Source organism: Streptomyces hoynatensis (genome assembly GCF_003626535.1).
GTDB lineage: Bacteria > Actinomycetota > Actinomycetes > Streptomycetales > Streptomycetaceae > Streptomyces > Streptomyces hoynatensis.
The window spans coordinates 252,066-268,943 of the sequence record NZ_RBAL01000002.1 but is presented as its reverse complement, the minus strand read 5'-3'; the positions used below and the strand labels follow the sequence as shown (position 1 = coordinate 268,943).

At 74.2% G+C, this 16,878-nt stretch carries 18 protein-coding genes and 2 tRNA genes; 14 read left to right on the top strand and 6 right to left on the bottom strand.

Annotated features, from left to right (window positions below):
• Positions 1 to 133: 133 nt before the first annotated feature.
• From D7294_RS04630 to D7294_RS04615, 4 genes are all read left to right on the top strand, one after another.
• Positions 134 to 673 carry a hypothetical protein gene (locus D7294_RS04630; RefSeq protein ID WP_241562101.1) on the top strand — a complete coding sequence of 180 codons (540 nt, stop codon included), beginning with the start codon at positions 134 to 136 and terminating at the stop codon, positions 671 to 673.
• A 91-nt stretch (positions 674 to 764) separates the two neighbouring features.
• Positions 765 to 1,310, top strand: coding sequence for a helix-turn-helix domain-containing protein (locus D7294_RS04625; RefSeq protein ID WP_120675764.1), 546 nt, complete (start codon positions 765 to 767; stop codon positions 1,308 to 1,310).
• Between the two features lie 154 nt (positions 1,311 to 1,464).
• Positions 1,465 to 2,718, top strand: coding sequence for a helix-turn-helix domain-containing protein (locus D7294_RS04620; protein ID WP_120675762.1), 1,254 nt, complete (start codon positions 1,465 to 1,467; stop codon positions 2,716 to 2,718).
• A gap of 689 nt (positions 2,719 to 3,407) precedes the next feature.
• A complete protein-coding gene (locus D7294_RS04615; RefSeq protein ID WP_120675760.1) occupies positions 3,408 to 4,058 on the top strand; it encodes a hypothetical protein in 651 nt (216 codons plus the stop codon).
• A gap of 114 nt (positions 4,059 to 4,172) precedes the next feature.
• Here the strand turns inward: D7294_RS04615 and D7294_RS04610 are convergent, their stop codons facing one another.
• Entirely contained in the window at positions 4,173 to 4,814 is a 642-nt protein-coding gene (locus tag D7294_RS04610) for a hypothetical protein (RefSeq protein WP_120675758.1), read from the bottom strand.
• Positions 4,815 to 5,028: 214 nt separating this feature from the next.
• Positions 5,029 to 5,970 (bottom strand): alpha/beta hydrolase family protein, encoded by a 942-nt coding sequence (locus D7294_RS04605; RefSeq protein WP_120675756.1) that lies wholly within the window; start codon positions 5,968 to 5,970, stop codon positions 5,029 to 5,031.
• A gap of 283 nt (positions 5,971 to 6,253) precedes the next feature.
• On the opposite strand from D7294_RS04605, the gene D7294_RS31805 reads away from it, so the two are divergent.
• The 4 genes from D7294_RS31805 (at position 6,254) to D7294_RS04590 (ending at position 8,851) form a co-directional block, all read left to right on the top strand.
• Entirely contained in the window at positions 6,254 to 6,394 is a 141-nt protein-coding gene (locus D7294_RS31805; protein ID WP_158674566.1) for a hypothetical protein, read from the top strand.
• 217 nt (positions 6,395 to 6,611) lie between these two features.
• A complete protein-coding gene (locus D7294_RS04600; RefSeq protein ID WP_120675754.1) occupies positions 6,612 to 7,052 on the top strand; it encodes a hypothetical protein in 441 nt (146 codons plus the stop codon).
• 185 nt (positions 7,053 to 7,237) lie between these two features.
• Positions 7,238 to 7,645 (top strand): YciI family protein, encoded by a 408-nt coding sequence (locus D7294_RS04595; protein WP_120675752.1) that lies wholly within the window; start codon positions 7,238 to 7,240, stop codon positions 7,643 to 7,645.
• An 18-nt stretch (positions 7,646 to 7,663) separates the two neighbouring features.
• Positions 7,664 to 8,851, top strand: a complete 1,188-nt coding sequence (locus tag D7294_RS04590; RefSeq protein WP_120675750.1) for an RNA polymerase sigma factor — start codon at positions 7,664 to 7,666, stop codon at positions 8,849 to 8,851.
• Positions 8,852 to 8,999: 148 nt separating this feature from the next.
• On the opposite strand, the gene D7294_RS04585 is transcribed toward D7294_RS04590, so the two are convergent.
• Complete coding sequence (locus D7294_RS04585) at positions 9,000 to 9,422, bottom strand: winged helix-turn-helix transcriptional regulator (protein ID WP_120675748.1); 423 nt, start codon at positions 9,420 to 9,422, stop codon at positions 9,000 to 9,002.
• A gap of 74 nt (positions 9,423 to 9,496) precedes the next feature.
• On the opposite strand from D7294_RS04585, the gene D7294_RS04580 reads away from it, so the two are divergent.
• Positions 9,497 to 10,327, top strand: coding sequence for an SDR family NAD(P)-dependent oxidoreductase (locus D7294_RS04580; RefSeq protein ID WP_120675746.1), 831 nt, complete (start codon positions 9,497 to 9,499; stop codon positions 10,325 to 10,327).
• A gap of 178 nt (positions 10,328 to 10,505) precedes the next feature.
• Here D7294_RS04580 and D7294_RS04575 read toward each other — a convergent pair.
• Together D7294_RS04575 and D7294_RS04570 are read right to left on the bottom strand one after the other, a co-directional pair.
• Positions 10,506 to 10,579 (bottom strand) — tRNA-Ile (locus tag D7294_RS04575).
• 200 nt (positions 10,580 to 10,779) lie between these two features.
• Positions 10,780 to 10,852 (bottom strand) — tRNA-Asn (locus D7294_RS04570).
• A gap of 165 nt (positions 10,853 to 11,017) precedes the next feature.
• On the opposite strand from D7294_RS04570, the gene D7294_RS04565 reads away from it, so the two are divergent.
• The 3 genes from D7294_RS04565 (at position 11,018) to D7294_RS04555 (ending at position 13,303) form a co-directional block, all read left to right on the top strand.
• Positions 11,018 to 11,347, top strand: coding sequence for a hypothetical protein (locus tag D7294_RS04565; RefSeq protein ID WP_120675744.1), 330 nt, complete (start codon positions 11,018 to 11,020; stop codon positions 11,345 to 11,347).
• Between the two features lie 204 nt (positions 11,348 to 11,551).
• Positions 11,552 to 12,325, top strand: a complete 774-nt coding sequence (locus D7294_RS04560; protein WP_120675742.1) for an IclR family transcriptional regulator — start codon at positions 11,552 to 11,554, stop codon at positions 12,323 to 12,325.
• Positions 12,326 to 12,460: 135 nt separating this feature from the next.
• Complete coding sequence (locus D7294_RS04555) at positions 12,461 to 13,303, top strand: SMP-30/gluconolactonase/LRE family protein (RefSeq protein WP_120675740.1); 843 nt, start codon at positions 12,461 to 12,463, stop codon at positions 13,301 to 13,303.
• A gap of 92 nt (positions 13,304 to 13,395) precedes the next feature.
• On the opposite strand, the gene D7294_RS04550 is transcribed toward D7294_RS04555, so the two are convergent.
• Positions 13,396 to 14,325: an NADP-dependent oxidoreductase gene (locus D7294_RS04550; protein WP_120675738.1), complete on the bottom strand. Its 930-nt coding sequence runs from the start codon at positions 14,323 to 14,325 to the stop codon at positions 13,396 to 13,398.
• 577 nt (positions 14,326 to 14,902) lie between these two features.
• On the opposite strand from D7294_RS04550, the gene D7294_RS04545 reads away from it, so the two are divergent.
• Together D7294_RS04545 and D7294_RS04540 are read left to right on the top strand one after the other, a co-directional pair.
• Positions 14,903 to 15,382 (top strand): cation:proton antiporter regulatory subunit, encoded by a 480-nt coding sequence (locus tag D7294_RS04545; RefSeq protein ID WP_120675736.1) that lies wholly within the window; start codon positions 14,903 to 14,905, stop codon positions 15,380 to 15,382.
• Positions 15,383 to 15,384: 2 nt separating this feature from the next.
• The gene (locus tag D7294_RS04540) at positions 15,385 to 16,608 is read left to right on the top strand and encodes a cation:proton antiporter (protein ID WP_120675734.1); all 1,224 of its coding nucleotides are present in this window, start codon (positions 15,385 to 15,387) and stop codon (positions 16,606 to 16,608) included.
• Positions 16,609 to 16,878: the final 270 nt, after the last annotated feature.

Genomic DNA, 16,878 nt, shown 5'->3' with positions numbered 1-16,878 from the left:
AAGTGACGTGCCGCGCCCCGGGCCGTCCGTCCTGTGGGGGACCCGGGGCGGGCCCCGGTTCATCCCGAAGGGTGAGGCCGGTCGTACCGGAGGGCGAAGCGGGCCGGTCTCCGGCGCGCGCACGATGAGCGGCATGGAAACGCCTCCCCCGCGCTGGGCGGTGCGCGCCGCCCACCTCACCGCCTGCCTCGCCCTGCCCTCGGGACTGTGGCGCATCGCCCTGGTGGCGGGCCTGCCGCTCGGCTTCGACATGAGCGGCACCGGGCCCGGCGAACGGCTGTACATCGTGTCCCTGAGCGTGGTCTCCGAGTTGCTGGCCCTGCTGACCCTCGGCCTGGTGCGGCCCTGGGGCGAGGTGCTCCCCGGCTGGGTGCCGCTGCTCGGCGGGCGGCGCGTCGGCACGCGCACCGCGGTCGTGCCCGCCCTCCTGGGGGCCGCCGGGCTGGCCTTCGTCTGGGGCTTCGCCTTCCTCAACGCGGCCACCCGGCCCTGGATCGTGGACGGAACGGCGCAGCGGGTGCTGTTCGTCGCCTGCTACCTGCCGCTGCTCGCCTGGGCCCCGCTGCTGGCGGCCGTCGCCCTGGCCTACCACCGCCGCCGCACCCGCCCCGGAGCAGGCCCCGGCTCCCGCACCCCCACCGGCGCGCCCGTACCCCGCCCCGCGGAAGCCTGACGGCCCGACCGCCCCAGCCCGTCGCTGCCCGCGTGGAACCAGGTGCCCTGGCCGACGTAGCGTGGACGCACGACCTTCCGGCGGGGGGCACATGATGGATGCCGACTTCACCATCGGAGACCGGATCGCCCGGTTCCGCGCCAAGCGGAAACTGACCCAGGAGCAGCTCGCCGAGCGTTCCGGCCTCTCCGTCGACGTGGTGCGCAAGCTCGAACAGGGGCAACGGCAGACGGCACGGCTGACGACGCTCAACGCGCTCGCCGCCACGCTCGACGTCGAGCCGTCCGTCCTGATGGGGCACCAGCCAGGCACGTTCGAGGTGCGCGCGGAGGGAGACTCCCCCTCCGTCCTTGCGCTCCCCATGCCTCGGCGAGCGGACCACGCGGCGGCCCGGTCCGCCCCCTCGCGGGTGTGCGCCCGGCGCGCGCGGTTCCACGTGGACCAGGCCCTCGCCCACGCGGAATTGCAGGACGACGCGCACGCCGTGCGCGCGCTGCTCGCCGCCGAGGCCACGGCTCCCGAGTGGATGCGCTACCACGCGACCTCGCGCCGCCTGACCGCCGAGTTGCTCACCAGGGAACGCCGACGCACCTCACCGGTCCGCGAACTCGCCGAAAGACTCCACCTGGACGACTAGGACAACACGTCCCACCGCCCCGGCAGGTGAGGCCGAACTTACCCGCTCCTCCCCGGCCGTCCCGCTGCCGGAGGCAATTCCCGCGGGCGGACACCAACCCCGGGTGCGCGCCCCTACCCTTGCGGTGCCGAGCCGTTTCGGAGAGGGGCGGGCCATGCCATTCGATGCCGAGCCGGACCCGTACGTGGAGCCGCTGACGTTCGGGCAGCGCATGCAGATCCTCCGCACGCGCCGGGGAATGAGCCGCCCGGTGCTGGCCGGGCTGGTCGGCATGTCCCCCTCGTGGGTGAAGCAGATCGAGGGAGGCAGGCTCCACACACCGAGGCTGGCGATGATCCTGCGCATCGCCGAGGCGCTTCGGGTCCGCGACCTTTCCGAACTGACGGGGGACCAGGCCCGGTCGGCAAGCCTGTTCCTCGGCCCCGGCCATCAGCGGCTGCCCGCGGTTGCCGAGGTGATCAACGCCTATCCCCTCGGGCCGACCGGCCGGCAGGCGCCTCCGCCGGCCCACCTGGCGGCCCGGCTCTCGCGGGCGTGGGCGGCCAGGCACCGGTCGGCCAACCACCGGGACGTCATCGGCGGCTTGCTTCCCGGGCTTATCCGCGATGCCCAACTCGCCGTGCGGCAGGCCGAGACCGCACGCCACCGCCGGGCGGCGCAGGCGGTGCTCGCCGAGACCTACGCCCTCACCCAGTTCTTCCTCGCCTACCAGCCGGAACCCGCGCTGTTGTGGCGCGTGGCCGAGCGTGGCATGGTCGCGGCTCAGGAGTCGGAGGATCCGCATGCCATCGGCGTGGCCGCCTGGCTGATGACACAGGCGCACCGGGACACGGGCCCCTCGCACTACGAGGCCGCCGACGCGGTGACGCACGCGACCCTGCGCTACCTGGAGCCGCTGCTCCCCGACGCCTCGGACGACGTGCGCGCGATCACGGGGGCGCTTCGGTTCGAGGCCGGATACACGGCCGCGCGACGCGGCGACAAGGGAGTGGCCTGGGGTTTCTGGGACAGGGCGCGAGCGGTGGCCGGAGGATTGCCGTCGGGCTACTACCACCCCATCACGAGCTTTTCGCAGGCCATCATGGGTGCCCACGCGGTCACCCTGGCAGTGGAGTTGAGGTCCGGTGGGGAGTCGGTGCGCCAGGCCGCCGCGGCGGACGCGACCGTCATCCCGTCCAGGCCGCGGCGGGCCAGGCACCGTATCGAGGAGGCCAGGGGATACCAACTCGCGGGGCAGCCGGAGACGGCGCTCTCGACGCTGGAAAAGGCGCACGAGGCCGCCCCCGAGACGATCCGCTACAACGGCTACGCCCGGCGGATCGTGCTGGAGGAGACGGAAGCGCGCTCCGCGGCACGGCGTGAGCGCGCCGCCCACTTGGCGGTGAAACTCGGCATGCTGCACCCCTGAAAGCCCGTTCGAGGGGCAGAATCTCTGCCCCTTCACCCCGCCTGCGGCCCATACGGTCGGTGTGTCCTTGATCACCGACGATGACGGGGGTGTCACATGCCCACCGCAATCCCCTTGCCCGCTTGGATGCCGCACACAGGTGGGGGCGTTCGTCTCCTGCCGTGCGGCCTGGACTTCGACGCCGTGCGCCTTCCCGCCCTTGCCGCGCTTCGGGTGGCGAGCCGATTCCCCGCCGGCCCGCCGTCACTCATCGAGGACCGGGAGCGGCACGTCGCCTACTGGCTGCTTCCTCCCGGCGCGGCCGCGACCTGGCTGGTGCCGGGCACCGACGCACTCGGCCGAGGCGCGCACCTGCCCGTGCCCCCGGCGAGTTGGTGCTGCGGCCCGTGGTCCGGCGGCCTCCCGGTGCGATGGCGAGTGCCCCCGGCCGGGAACTGCCTCACGGACCCGGCGGCCCTCCGTGCGGCCCTCACCCCAACGCCCGCACGCGCGCGCTTCATCTCCGTCCCGTGTGCCGAGCGCCGTTGTGAGGAGTGCACGCAGCATGAGCCGCGTCCGCCCGAGCCGCACCTCGGGATCGCGTTCGATCCCTGTACGCACGGCTGTCACACGAACTGGGCCGCCACTCCCCGCGCCGCCACCACGTTCATGGCCCCCGCCCGTCTGCCGTACACCGCCGGGGAGCAGCGATGACCGCCACCGGTACCCCCGTCCCGGCCGGCCGGGTCCTGACCTGGGGGCCCAAGCGGCTGCCCGTGCCCTACGCCGCGCCCTGGAGCGGCGAAGAGGTGCAGACCGGAAGCGGATTGGTCCTGCGGCCGGACGGCAACGGCATCGGGTACCGGGACGAGACGCCCGCCGACCGTGACCGGCACGGCGTGCTCTGGGCCCGCATGACCGACAGCCCCGGCTCCGGGCGCCCGAACTACCGCACCATGCACATCCAGCGGCAACGCGCCTGCATGCTCGGCCTGTTGTGCCAGGTCTGCGGCGGCCCCGCCGACCGCGACGCCAAGGGCTGGCTGTTCGTCCTGCGCCAGCCCCCACCGCACGAGGACACGCCTGGCTGGCCGGAAGGGCTGCTGTGCACCAAGCCTCCGGTGTGCCGGCCATGCGCCCACCTGGCCGCCCACCACTGCCCCCACCTTGAGCGGCCGGTTCGCATCCGCTCCCGCAAGCCGCGCGTCTGGGGCGTCTTCGGCGGCGCGTTCGACGCCGGCCTGCGGCCAGGTCCCGACGCGCACCTCCCCTACGGCCATCCCGCCACCCCCTGGTTCCTCGCCAATCAGGCCGTCCTCGAACTCACCCGCTGCACGCGGGAGTCTCCGCCGGCGGCGTAGGGGCGAGGGGCCTCGGCGGGCGCGGGATGCCGGCCGGGGGCACGTGGGCGGGCGGGGGTGGTGCCGGACGGCGTCCCCGGCGGCAGGCCGCCTCGTTCGGGGGCCGGGCCGGGGTCAGGGCACCAGGACCGGCGGGCAGTAGCCCGTCTCCTCGCCAATGGAGTTGATCTCGGCGTTCGACCGCGGGTCGCCCGCGTAGTTCAGCTGGTTGGTGCAGCTCACCCCGGGCTCCGCCGGGGTGCCCTCCGCCGCGCCTTCGCCCTCGGGCTCCGGGCACTCGCCGGTCTCCGCGCCGATCGAGTTGATCTCCGCGTTCGACCGCGGGTCCCCCGCGTAGTTCAGCTGATCCGTGCACCGCACCCCGGCCTCCGCCGCACCGTCCGACCCCGCGCCGTCCGACCCCGCGCCGTCCGAGGCGGAACCATCGATCGCCGCACCGTCCGACGAGCCATCCGAGGCCGTACCGCCGGAGGCCGCGTCGCCCGACCCCGCGCCGTCCGACCCCGCGCCCTCGCCCTCGGGCTCCGGGCACTCCCCGGTCTCCGCGCCGATCGAGTTGATCTCCGCGTTCGACCGCGGGTCCCCGGAGTAGTCGAGTTGATCCGTGCACCGCACGCCGGGGTCGGCGGAGGCGGTGACGGAGGAGTCGGCGGCGGACGAGGAGGCGCCGCCGGTGGTCTCGTCATTGCAGGCCGTGAGCGCCAGGCCGGCGGCGACGGTGACGAGGGTGAGCACCGAGAACCTGCGAACGTGCATGCTGCTGTCCTTACCGTGGGGTTCCGCTTGGCGAGTGGGTCTTCCGAGCGGTGAGAGAACCGCGCCGCCGCCGGAGTTCGCGGGCGAAGGACTCCGAGACACGTTCGTGACAATCGGGCGCGCGCCGGCCGGGTTCCGGGGCCCGGAACCCGGCCGCGCGCGAGGAACCCCGGGCCGCCGCCGCGAATGGCCGCCGCGGGGCCCGCGGGTGCGGCTACGCGCTGCGCAGCGTTCCCAGCGGGTTCGGCTCCTCCGCCAGCGCGGCGGACGCCACCTTCCAGGCGGGGTCGGCGGGGTCGAGGGCGCTGCGCAGGAAGGCCGAGCTGAGCCGCTGGATCAGCGCCACGCGCGCGGGGTGCTCGTCCGTCGTCGCGGTGGAGTCGTAGCCGTTGATGCCGCCCAGCGAGTGCTCCGCGCCGAACAGGGTGAGCAGGCTCTTGTCCCCCGGGCTGTGGGTATAGCCGTCGGTGAACCAGTCCGGCCCGCGCGTGGACAGCTGGGACTGGTCGCGGTCCCCGGCGACGATCAGCGCGGGGGCGGTCATGCCCGCGAAGGACGGCCGCATGAAGGGGAAGTTGTCCACGGCGAACGGGGTCAGGTCGTCGCCGAGGCCGGCGAGGGCCAGCAGGACGCCCGCCGTCACGCGGGAATCGGACAGGTCCTCGCCCGGCACCCCCTGCGAGTCGAGGACGCGGGCGCCCAGCAGCGTGCTCGCCGTCTGGGCTCCCCAGGAGTGGCCCGCCACCGCGATACGGCCGGGGTCGAGGCGCCCGCCGAGGCCGGGAACGGCGGCCGCCAGCACGTCGAGCCGGTCCAGCACGCGGGTGAGGTCCTCGATGCGCAGGCGCCAGATGCGCGGGGTGCGCGGGTCGTCGGCGGGAAGGCCGAGCGTCCTGGAGTCGAGGTGGGTGGGCCGCAGCACCACGAAGCCCTGCGCGGCCCAGAAGTCGGCGAGCGGCCCGTAGTCGTTCATCGACATGCCGAAGCCGTGCGAGAAGACGAGGACGGGAAGGCCGCTTCCGGTGGCGGGGGCGGTCACCCGGACCTGAAGGTCCTCGCCGCGCCCCGGGGCGGGCAGGACCACGGGCCCGGCGGAGATCACCAGCGGGGGCGCGGGCGCGGCGCGCTGCGCGTCCGCGGTGTTCGAGTCGGGCATGGCAGTGCCTTCCGTTGCGTTTCTCACGTTGTCCGGCGGGGCGAGGCCAGGAAAAGCGGAACCTCGCTCCGGATTCAAAGATACGGAACGCGGTTCCGCTTGGCAAGCCGCCCCCGGCAGCCGGGCGCGCGCCAGGCGGCGTACACCCGACGACTCGCGCCCGCACGGCACCCCCGGCACCCCGGATCACCTGCGCGGGCGGTTTGCGGCATCCCGGCCGCCGGGACGAGGGAACGCATCCCTGCGGCAACGGGCAACCGTCCCCGCTCGAAAGGGAGTTGGCATGGAACAGGGAAGGCGCGAAGAGGAGCCTGAGGTCTACGTGCCTCCGGTGCTGGCCGAGGCCGGCGGCTTCGCCGACAACACCAAGGGCCCCTTTGGGGACCTGGCCGAGGGCCGGGACATCTACTACCAGACGTGGTGAGTGCCCGGACGCGGTGATCCCCCGTGGGGCGGGGCGCCGTCCGGGACCCCCGGGCGGCGCCCCGGCGTCCCGCGGCGTAGCAGCGGCCGGTCGGCACCGGTGCCGCCGGGGCCGCGCGACGCTGAACGGGCCGGGGTCCCGGCCGGCAGGCGGCGGGTCCGCCCCGCCGGGCCGGGGCCCCGGCGCACCGATCGTCCCTCGGGAAAGGAACCACATCGTGGCACGCATCCCGCGCGGCCTGCTGACCGTGACGGCCCTGCTCGGCCTCGCCGCGCTGGCCGCCCCAGGCGCCGCCGCCGCCTCCGACGCCTCCGACGCCTCCGCCCAGGATCACCCGACGGCCTACAACACCAAGGAACAGTTCCTGACCGCCGACCCCGAACGCGGCATGGACACCTCCTGCGTCGAACGCCGCATCTCCCTGGGGTCGGGCGACTACGTGTGGGGCATCATCGGGGCCGGCGAGCGCACGCTCTACCTCGGCTCCGGCACCTACACCTGGAAGGACTGCCTGATCCCGGACGACGGCTTCTACGTCCAGCAGTCCACGCTGAACCCCGACAACCCCGACTGGGACACGGCGATCCTCACCGACACCTGGTCCATGTACGGGGACCAGATCGCCGAGTGGGGCTCCTTCCTCGACCCGCAGTTCTGACCGGCCCCGGCCGCCCCCGGCCGGCGAGCGGACGGCGCGGGCGCGGCCCGTCCGGCCCCCTCCACGGCCGGCCGCAAAAACGCCGGAAAAAAAATCCGGCCGGCGATGTCGAGAACCCGCTTCCGGCTCCGTCCCCGGGGTGAACGCGGCCAGAATGGGCCGCACGAGCACCGAGGAGAGACACGATGGCCAAGTACCTGCTGCTGAAGCACTACCGCGGCGCCCCGGCTCCGGTGAACAACGTGCCGATGGCCCAGTGGACGCCGGAGGAGATCTCCGCCCACGTGAAGTACATGAACGACTTCGCGGCCCGGCTGGAGAAGACCGGCGAGTTCGTCGACGGGCAGGCGCTCGCCCCCGAGGGGGCGTGGGTCCGCTACGACGGCGAGGGGCGCCCGCCGGTCACCGACGGGCCGTTCGCGGAGACCAAGGACCTCATCGCCGGCTGGATGGTCATCGACGTGGACAGCTACGAGCGCGCCGTGGAGCTGGCCGGGGAGCTGTCGGCCGCGCCGGGGGCGGGCGGCAAGCCGATCCACGAGTGGCTGGAGCTGCGCCCGTTCCTGGGCGCGGCGCCCACCATCACGGAGTGACCTCACCGACAGAAGCCGATGAACGAGATTCTGCTCAGGAGCCTCACACCGGAGGTGCTCACCGTCCTCGTCCGCCGCGGAGCCGACTTCGCGGCGGCCGAGGACGCCGTGCAGGAGGCGCTGGTCGAGGCGCTCCGGGTCTGGCCGGCCGCCCCCTCCGCGGGCCCCGGCGACGGGGAACACCCCGTGCGGGACCCGAAGGGCTGGCTGGTCACCGTGGCCTGGCGCAAGTTCCTCGACGCGAGGCGCGCCGAGGACGCCAGGCGCCGGCGTGAGGAGCGCGTCGAGAGCGAGCCGGCGCCCGGCCCCGCGCCCGCGGTGGACGACACGCTCCAGCTCTACTTCCTGTGCGCGCACCCCTCGCTGACCCCGGCGTCCGCGGTCGCGCTGACGCTGCGCGCCGTGGGCGGCCTGACCACCCGCCAGATCGCCCGGGCCTACCTGGTGCCGGAGGCGACGATGGCGCAGCGGATCAGCCGGGCCAAGCGCACCGTCTCCGGCGTGCGCTTCGACCGGCCGGGCGACGTCGCCACCGTGCTGCGCGTCCTCTACCTGGTCTTCAACGAGGGCTACTCGGGGGACGTCGACCTCGCCGCCGAGGCCATCAGGCTCACCCGGCAGCTCGCGGCCCGCGTCGACCACCCCGAGGTGGCCGGGCTGCTCGCCCTCATGCTGCTCCACCACGCCCGCCGCGCCGCCAGGACCGCGCCCGACGGCAGCCTGGTGCCGCTCGCCGAGCAGGACCGCGGCCGGTGGGACACGGCGCTGATCGCCGAGGGCATCGCGATCCTGCAGGCGGCCCTCGCCCGCGACCGGCTGGGCGAGTTCCAGGCCCAGGCCGCCATCGCGGCACTCCACGCCGACGCGCCGCGCGCCGAGGAGACCGACTGGGTGCAGATCGTGGAGTGGTACGACGAGCTCACGCGCCTGACCGGCAGCCCGGTCGTCCGGCTCAACCGCGCGGTCGCCGTCGGGGAGGCCGACGGGCCGCGCGCCGGGCTGGCGGCGCTCGCCGAACTGGACGCCTCGCTGCCCCGCCACGCGGCGGTGGCGGCGTACCTCCACGAGCGCGACGGCGACCTGGCGACGGCGGCACGGCTGTACGCCGAGGCGGCCCACAAGGCGCCCAACCTCGCCGAGGTCAACCACCTGACCCGCCAGGTCGCCCGCCTCAACGCCCTGCTCAACGCCCGCCGCCCGCGTTGAAGGACCGGGGCCTGCCCGCGGTCATTCGTTCCAGAGTCGCCCCCGGCAGGTCCTGGCCGGCCAGAGCCGCCGGCCAGGCGTTGCCGGGCGTCGTCGTGGGGCGACCGTGGTCAGTCCTGGCGATCCCGGACGGCAGGCCGCTTGCCCGTTACCGCCCACGCTCCCGGGCACCGGGGTGGCGGGATCGGGCCTCGTTGATCTCTGCCTCGTGTTGCACCGCCCAGTCGGCCAGTACGGACAGCGGTGGGAGCAGGGTCCGCCCCAGGGGGGTCAGGCTGTACTCGACGCTGGGCGGCACCGTCGGGAACACCTCGCGCCGCACCAGCCCGTCGGTTTCCAGGCCGCGCAGCGTGCGGGTCAGCATGCGCTGACTGATGCCTTCGATGGCGCGGTGCAATTCGTTGTACCGGTACGGGCGCCCGCCAAGCAGGATCACCAGCAGCATGCTCCACCGGTCGCCCACGCGCCGGAACACATCGCCGACCGGGCACGCGGCGAACTCGCCGGCCGGTACCGGGTGAGGGAGTTCGTGGGCGAGCACTGAGGGAACACCGGTGTTCGTACCGGACATGAAACTGCCTTCTTTCAGCCGGCGACGGGGCGGCTCACGATGGGTTCGTTGCCGACGAGCCTAGGGAGGGCGCCGTGCCGAGCCAACCATCGAAGACCGTGATCATCAGCGGTGGGACCGACGGCATGGGCCGTGCGACCGCCCTGGAACGGCTCGCGAGGGGTGACCACGTCACCGTGATCGGCAGCAACGAGGCCAAGGGGCGTGCCCTGCTCGACCAGGCCGCCCATCCGAACCTGCGGTTCCTGCGGGCGGACCTGTCCTCGATCGCCGAGACCGAGCGCGTGATCGCCCACATCCGCGAGCAGCACAGCGCCCTCGATGCGCTGGCGCTGTTCGCCAACCGGGTAAGTCCGCGGCGCAGGGAGACCACGGAGGGTCTGGAGTCCACCTTCGCCCTGTACTACCTGAGCCGCTATCTCCTCAGCCACCGATTGCGTCCGTTGCTCGACGCCGGCCCTGATCCGGTGATCATCAACGTGGCCGGGATCGGGAACACCGCGGGCCGGATCCACTGGGACGATCCCCAATTGACGCGCCGCTACGGCCAGGTCCGCGCCCAGCTCCAGGCCGGCCGGGCGAACGACCTGCTGGGCGTCGCGTTCGCCCGCCAGGCGGGGACCAAGACGCGCTACGTTCTCTACCATCCCGGATTCACCCGCAGCGGGGCCGGCGGCCACCCGAATCCGCTGGTCCGGGGATCGATCACGTTGCTCGCGAAGCTCTTCGCCCGCCCGGTCGCCGACGCGGTCCGGCCGATCGTCGAATGGATCGATCGGCCGCCGGCGGACTCGCTGTCCGCGATCGACCGGGGTAAACCGGTCGACACGTCCCTCAAGACCCTCGCCCCCGAAGCCGCCGCCCGCCTGGCCGCCTACACGGAGGACCTGCTCCGCAGCCGCTGATGCGGACGCTCGGGTGGACGACTGCCCGTTGCCGGCGCGCTACCGGCGGCTCTCGGCTTTCGTGATCGTTGGGCACTCGGGCCGGCAGCGGGCCGGCCCGCGCCCTCCGAACGGCACTGGCCCCCCATCAGGAAGCCCTCACCGGCGAGAGCTGGCTGGTGAGGGCTTTGGTCCGACGTAGGGCGGGTGGGACTCGAACCCACGGCCGACGGATTATGAGTCCGTTGCTCTAACCGGCTGAGCTACCGCCCCGAAACGGCGTGCCGCGCACAGGTGTGCGCGCCGTCTGCCGCAGCATAGCTGCTCATACGATCTGCCGCCCGGTCCGGGGGCGCTCGTACACGGGGAGGGACAGCGGGCATGGGGTGATCGGTTCCCGGCCGCCGGGGAGTGATGCACGGAAAAAGACAAAGGGCCCCGGATGGGGCCCTTCGAGTGCTGCGAGAAGACTGCTCCCCCGACTGGACTCGAACCAGTAACCTGCCGGTTAACAGCCGGCTGCTCTGCCAATTGAGCTACAGGGGACTGCTCCGCGCGGGTCCGGCACCTCGACCTCGGGCGCGGGACTGCGTCGCGGCCCTTAGATTAGCGCATGTGAGGGGGTGCTTCGAAATCGGTATCCGGGCACCCGGTTACGGGGGGTACGGGAACCCAGGAGAAGTCAGGCAGAGCGAGAAGGGAAGCATCCCCATGCACAAGCTCACTTTCGCAGCCGGGGCCGCCGTCGGCTACGTGCTCGGCGCCCGCGCGGGCCGGGAGCGTTACGAGCAGTTGCGGGAGGCCGCGCAGCGGCTGATGCAGAGCCCGGCGGTGCGCAACGGCATGGACACCGCCGCGCAGACCGGGCGGCAGGCCGCCGCGGTGGCGGCCGGAGCGGTCGCCGACCGCGCGGGCGACCGGCTGCCCGGGGCGATGACCGAGCGGCTGCGGGCCGTGCGCGACCACGGCAACTCCCACGACGCCTCTCACGGCACGTCCCAGGGCAACTCCGCGCACGACGGGGACATGGCCGCGCGCTAGCCGGGCGTCCGCTAGTCTGCGCCGCGTGAGGCGCCCGGGGCGCGGGTGGCCGGTGTGGTCGCCGAGCGGGCCGGGCGGCGGGCCGCGGGGCCGGAGTGGGCGGCACCCCCATTGCCCCGGGTGAAGGCCGGTGGTTAGCGTATGTTCGACATGCCGGAATGCAGCCGGGATGTCGAACGACTGAACGCCGGGGAGGCATCGGGCATGGGGCGTCGCGTACCGGCGGTGAGCCGGGCGTTGGACATACTGGAGCTCTTTCTCGACGGCGACGGGACGCTGTCCGCGCCGGAGATCACACGCAGGCTCCAGCTTCCGCGGACCACGGTGCACGAGCTGGTCACCACGCTCGCGGCCCGCTCCTACCTCGTCCCGGTCCCCGAACAGCCGGGCCGCTACCGGCTGGGCGTGCGCACCTACCAGCTCGGCAGCAGGTACGCCGAGCAGCTCGACCTCGCGGCCGAGGGCCAGCAGGTGGCCAGGGCCGTGGCGGAGACCTGCGGGGAGACGGTGCACGTCGCGGTCCTGGAGGACGCCGACGTGATCTATGTCGCCAAGGTGGACAGCACCCACGCGGTGCGGATGGTCTCCGCCGCGGGCCGCCGCCTGCCCGCGCACTGCACGGCCGTCGGCAAGATGCTGCTCGCCTCGCTCCCGGCCGAGGAGCTGGACGAACGGCTCCCGAAGGACGGCGAGTTGGCGGCCATGACGCCCAACTCCATCACCGACGCGGCCGAGTTGCGCCGGGTGCTGGACGAGGTGCGGGAGCGGGGGGTGGCCGCCGAGCAGCGCGAGTCGAACCCCGACGTCAGCTGCGTGGCGGCGCCGGTGCTCGACCGCTCGGGGCAGGTGGTGGCGGCGCTGAGCATCTCGGTGCCGATGATCCGCTGGAGCGAGGAGCGGCAGCGCGAGCTGACCGGCCTCGCGGTGGAGGGCGCCGGCCGGCTCTCGGAGCGGCTCGGCCACCACGCGCGCGGCTGAGGCGGGCGCGCGCAGGACCGGCAACGCAGAGCACGGCCCGGGACAGAACCACACGGCGGCGCCGCCCCCGGCGCCGGGCCGCGGCGCACGTCGCCGCACAGGGGGCGCGGCGGGCCGCCGGGGAAGGTGACGAGGATGGACATCGCGGTGAAGGCGAGCGCCGAGCTCGGCGAGGGGCCGACCTGGGACCCGGCGGCCGAACGGCTGATCTGGGTGGACATCCTGGGGGCCCGCGTCCACGGCTTCGATCCGGCGAGCGGGCGGCAGACCGTGCTGGTCGCCGAGCAGCACGTCGGGGCGGCCAAGCCACGGGCGGGCGGCGGCCTCGTGGTCAACCTCAGGGACGGCGTCGGCCTCTACGACGAGGAGGGCGCGTTCCGCTGGCTGCTGCACCAGCCGGTGCCGGGGCGCCGCGGCAACGACGCGGCGGTGGCGCCCGACGGCGCGCTGTGGGCGGGCACGATGCGGTACGACGAGGCCCCGGGCGGGGGCACGCTCAGCCGGGTCACCGGGGACGGCGCCGCGGTGACCGTGCTGCCGGACGCGACGGTCAGCAACGGCCTGGGGTGGAGCCCGGACGGCGCGCTGATGTACTACATCGACACCCCGACCCGGCGCATCGACGTGTTCACGGTGGACGGGGACGGCGGGGTGCGCGACCGCAGGCCGCTGGTGGACGCCTCCGGCGTGCCCGGCTCCCCTGACGGCCTGACGGTGGACGCGGACGGCTGCGTGTGGGCGGCGTTCTGGGACGGGGGCGCCGTGCGGCGCTACACCCCGGAGGGCAGGCTGGACCGGACCCTGGAGCTGCCCGTGTCCCGGCCCACGGCCTGCGCCTTCGGGGGCGCGGGGCTGCGGGACCTCTACGTCACGACGGCGCGGGTCGGCGTGGACGCGGAGCGGGAGCCGCTGGCGGGCTCCGTGCTGGTGGTGCCGGACGCGGGGGTGGGCCTTCCGCAGCCCGCCTTCGCCGGGTAGCGGCGCGGGCCCGCGCCCGGGAGCCCGCCGGGCGCGGGCCGGGCGGCCCGGGGGCGCCGGCGGGCCCTCAGGTCGGCAAGGGCATCAGGGCATCAGGGCATCAGCACGATCTTGCCGAGGGTGTGCCGGCGTTCCAGGGCCTCGTAGGCGGCCCTGACCTCCTCCAGGGGGTAGGTCTCGCTGACCGGGATCTCCAGGTCTCCCGCGTCGATCATGGCGGCGAGTTCGGCGAGGACGTCGGCGCCGGCCGCGGCGCTGTTGCCGTCCGTCTTGGCCCCGTACCGCTTGGCCGCGCCGAAGTCGATGATCGTGTCGATGCGCTCGGGGGCGACCCCCAGCTCCACGGCGAGGCCCACGTAGCCGTCGCCCTCGCCGCCGTAGGTGTCGATGAACGCGTCCGGCGGGCCGCCGGCCGCGGCCGTGATGCGCTCCGCGACGCCGGGGCCGTAGGCGACGGGCACGATGCCGTGCTCGGCCAGCCAGTCGTGGTGCGGCGGGCTCGCCAGGCCGATGACCGTGGCGCCCCGGTTCCGCGCGAGCTGGGCCGCCACCGAGCCGACCCCGCCGGCCGCCCCGGAGACCACCACCGTGTCCCCGACGCCCGCGCCGACGGCGCGCACCGCGGCGTAGGCGGTGGTGCCCGCGACGAACAGGCCGCCGGCCGCCTCCCAGGGCACTCCGGGCGGGCGCCTGGCCAGGTTGCCGGCGTCGACGGCGACCAGTTCCGCCTGGCTGGCGCGCTCGTCGGTGAAGCCGATCACCTCGTCGCCCGGCTCGATCCCGCCCACGCCGGGGCCGACCTCGGCGACCAGGCCGGCCAGGTCGCTGCCCTGCCCCGAGGGGAAGGTCGCCGGCCACATCTCGTGCAGCGCCCCGCGCCTGATGGCGGCCTCGCCCGGGTTGATCCCGGCCGCCTTCACCCGGACCACCACCTGTCCCGGCCCGGGGACGGGCGGCTCCACGTCCGCCACCTGCAGCACGTCGCTCTCCCCGTACTCCTCGAACCTCACCGCGCGTGGCATTCCCGGCTCCCTTCCCGGCCCTCCGCGGGCCTGTCGCACTCTGTTCCGGCATCCCGGGTACCCCAAGGGCCCCGGGGTTTCCCCCGCGGCGGCGGGTTCTCCGGGGTGGCCGTGGTCCGGTGCGTCCGGGGGCTCGTGCGCCGGGATGGACTCCGGCGCCTGCGGGCGTTCCCCCTGGGTGGGGCGTTCCCCCGGGGCGTTTTCTGGTGCGTGCTCCGGGGCTTCGCGCCCGGCCGGGCGGGGGCGGGGAACCGGCCGAAGCGATCTTGCCGATCAGGAAAGTTCTTTACGTTCTATTTACGGCCGGGTTAGGGTTGTCGGAACCGCACCACCCGACCGGTCCGCGGCCGGGGAGCGGGGCGAGCGCGGCCGGCCGCGGCGCCTGCGCGCGGTGGCGTCGAGGGCCGTTGCTCCTGCGATGCGCGAGGGCGCGTGGTGCCGGCCGGGCGGCGTGCGGGGGATTTCGCCCGCCCGCCGCGGGCCGGGGTGAGGTCCGGCGGCCGGGGAGGGATCGATCGTGGCCGGGCGGGCGAGGGGCGCAAGGGTTGTGGAAACCGTACCTAAGGAGGCAGATCAGATGGTGACGCGGCGCACTCCGCTGCCGGGCGTCGGCACCCAGTACGACATCGCCACCCGGGACGGACGGCACATCTCCGTGGTGGCCCACGAGGACGGCCGTCGTTTCATCAGCTTCTACGATCCGAAGGATCCCGACGCCTGCCAGGGGACCGTCCCCCTGGACGCGGAGGAGGCCGAGCGCCTGGCCTCCGTGCTCATGCGGCAGAACGCCGACCCCGTGCTGCCGGGCGACGAGCTCGGCCTCGACCTGGTCACCGAGCGCATCCCCATAGAACCCGACTCCCCCTACCGAAGCCGGCCGCTCGGCGACACCCGGGCCAGGACCAGGACCGGCGTCTCCATCGTGGCCGTGCTCCGCAGGACGGGAGCGCACCCTTCGCCCTCGCCCGACTACCGCCTTGAGGCAGGTGACACGCTGCTGGTGGTCGGCACCCGGGAGGGCGTCGACGACCTGGCCGACATCATCGCCGGGGGATAAAGATGCACGACACGACCACCATGCTGATCGAGCTCGGCACCATCGTCTTCGGCCTCGGCCTCGTCGGGCGGCTCGCCGGCCGCCTCGGACTCTCGCCCATCCCCCTCTACCTGCTGATCGGCCTCGCCTTCGGGCAGGGCGGCCTGGTGCCGCTCTCCACCACCGAGGACTTCATCGAGGTCGGCGCCGAGATCGGCGTCATCCTCCTGCTGCTGATGCTCGGCCTTGAGTACACGGCGAACGAGCTGGTGGACTCGCTCAGGACGCAGTACCCCTCCGGGATCGTCGACCTCGTGCTGAACGCGACGCCGGGCGCGGTGGCGGCGCTGCTGCTCGGCTGGGGCCCGGTGGGGGCCCTCGCGCTCGCCGGCGTCACCTACATCTCCTCCTCGGGCGTCATCGCGAAGATCCTCACGGAGCTCAACCGGCTGGGCAACCGCGAGACCCCGGTCATCCTCGGCGTGCTGGTGATCGAGGACCTGACGATGGCGGTCTACCTGCCGGTGCTCTCCACGGTGCTCGCGGGGGTCGGCCTGGCCAGCGGCAGCCTCACCCTGGCCATCGCCCTGGGCACCGCCGGCGTCGCGCTGTACGTGGCGCTGCGCCACGGCCGGGTGATCAGCAAGGCGGTCTCCTCGGACAACCCGGAGATGCTGCTGCTCGTCGTCCTCGGGCTGACGCTGCTGGTGGCCGGGGTCGCCCAGCGGCTCCAGGTGTCGGCCGCGGTCGGCGCGTTCCTGGTGGGCATCGCGCTGTCCGGCGAGGTGGCGCACCACACGCGCCGGCTGTTCACGCCGCTGCGCGACCTGTTCGCCGCCGTGTTCTTCGTCTTCTTCGGGCTGTCCACCGACCCGAGCGAGATACCGCCGGTGCTGCTGCCCGCGCTGCTGCTCGCCCTGGTCACCGCGCTCACCAAGATCACCACGGGCTGGTACGCGGCACGGCGGGCCGGGATCGGGCCGCGTGGGCGGTTCCGGGCGGGCGGGGCGCTGGTGGCGCGCGGCGAGTTCTCCATCGTCATCGCCGGCCTGGCCGCGGCGACCGAGCCGCGGATCGCGCCGGTGGCGACGGCGTACGTGCTGATCCTCGTCGTCGTGGGCCCGTTCGCCACCCGGTGGACCGAGCCCGTGGTGCGGTGGGTGCGCGAGCGCCGCGAGAACCGGCGGCCCCAGACGGCGGCCGCCGCGGTGGTCGCCGAGCCGCACGCCGCGGAGAGCGGCGTCTGAGGCGCCCGGCTTCCGGGGCGTGCCGAAGGCGCCCCCGGGCCGGCGGCGCGCCTGGAGCGTGAGGCCCGCGCCCGGCTTCCCCGGCGGGGGGCCGGGCGCGGGCCGTTCCGACGTCCCGGCGCCGAAAGGGCCGGACCGAAGAGGCGCCCTTTGGGGCTCCTTCGGGTCCGGACGGGAGCGAGCGGGATCGTGGGTGACCGGCGGCGGCGCGCCGGGCGGGGTCTCGGCCGCTCGTCGGAATGTATGTCCGCCGAATGAGGCATCATCTGA

Bases quoted from the DNA above. Each gene is read 5' to 3' on its own strand.
- D7294_RS04555 (WP_120675740.1), top strand. From the start codon at position 12,461: ATGGACATCGCGGTGAAGGCGAGCGCCGAGCTCGGCGAGGGGCCGACC.
- D7294_RS04625 (WP_120675764.1), top strand. From the start codon at position 765: ATGATGGATGCCGACTTCACCATCGGAGACCGGATCGCCCGGTTCCGC.
- D7294_RS04540 (WP_120675734.1), top strand. From the start codon at position 15,385: ATGCACGACACGACCACCATGCTGATCGAGCTCGGCACCATCGTCTTC.
- D7294_RS04615 (WP_120675760.1), top strand. From the start codon at position 3,408: ATGACCGCCACCGGTACCCCCGTCCCGGCCGGCCGGGTCCTGACCTGG.
- D7294_RS04565 (WP_120675744.1), top strand. From the start codon at position 11,018: ATGCACAAGCTCACTTTCGCAGCCGGGGCCGCCGTCGGCTACGTGCTC.
- D7294_RS04550 (WP_120675738.1), bottom strand. From the start codon at position 14,325: ATGCCACGCGCGGTGAGGTTCGAGGAGTACGGGGAGAGCGACGTGCTG.
- D7294_RS04595 (WP_120675752.1), top strand. From the start codon at position 7,238: ATGGCCAAGTACCTGCTGCTGAAGCACTACCGCGGCGCCCCGGCTCCG.
- D7294_RS04605 (WP_120675756.1), bottom strand. From the start codon at position 5,970: ATGCCCGACTCGAACACCGCGGACGCGCAGCGCGCCGCGCCCGCGCCC.
- D7294_RS04560 (WP_120675742.1), top strand. From the start codon at position 11,552: ATGGGGCGTCGCGTACCGGCGGTGAGCCGGGCGTTGGACATACTGGAG.
- D7294_RS04590 (WP_120675750.1), top strand. From the start codon at position 7,664: ATGAACGAGATTCTGCTCAGGAGCCTCACACCGGAGGTGCTCACCGTC.
- D7294_RS04585 (WP_120675748.1), bottom strand. From the start codon at position 9,422: ATGTCCGGTACGAACACCGGTGTTCCCTCAGTGCTCGCCCACGAACTC.
- D7294_RS04630 (WP_241562101.1), top strand. From the start codon at position 134: ATGGAAACGCCTCCCCCGCGCTGGGCGGTGCGCGCCGCCCACCTCACC.
- D7294_RS04545 (WP_120675736.1), top strand. From the start codon at position 14,903: ATGGTGACGCGGCGCACTCCGCTGCCGGGCGTCGGCACCCAGTACGAC.
- D7294_RS31805 (WP_158674566.1), top strand. From the start codon at position 6,254: ATGGAACAGGGAAGGCGCGAAGAGGAGCCTGAGGTCTACGTGCCTCCG.
- D7294_RS04620 (WP_120675762.1), top strand. From the start codon at position 1,465: ATGCCATTCGATGCCGAGCCGGACCCGTACGTGGAGCCGCTGACGTTC.
- D7294_RS04610 (WP_120675758.1), bottom strand. From the start codon at position 4,814: ATGCACGTTCGCAGGTTCTCGGTGCTCACCCTCGTCACCGTCGCCGCC.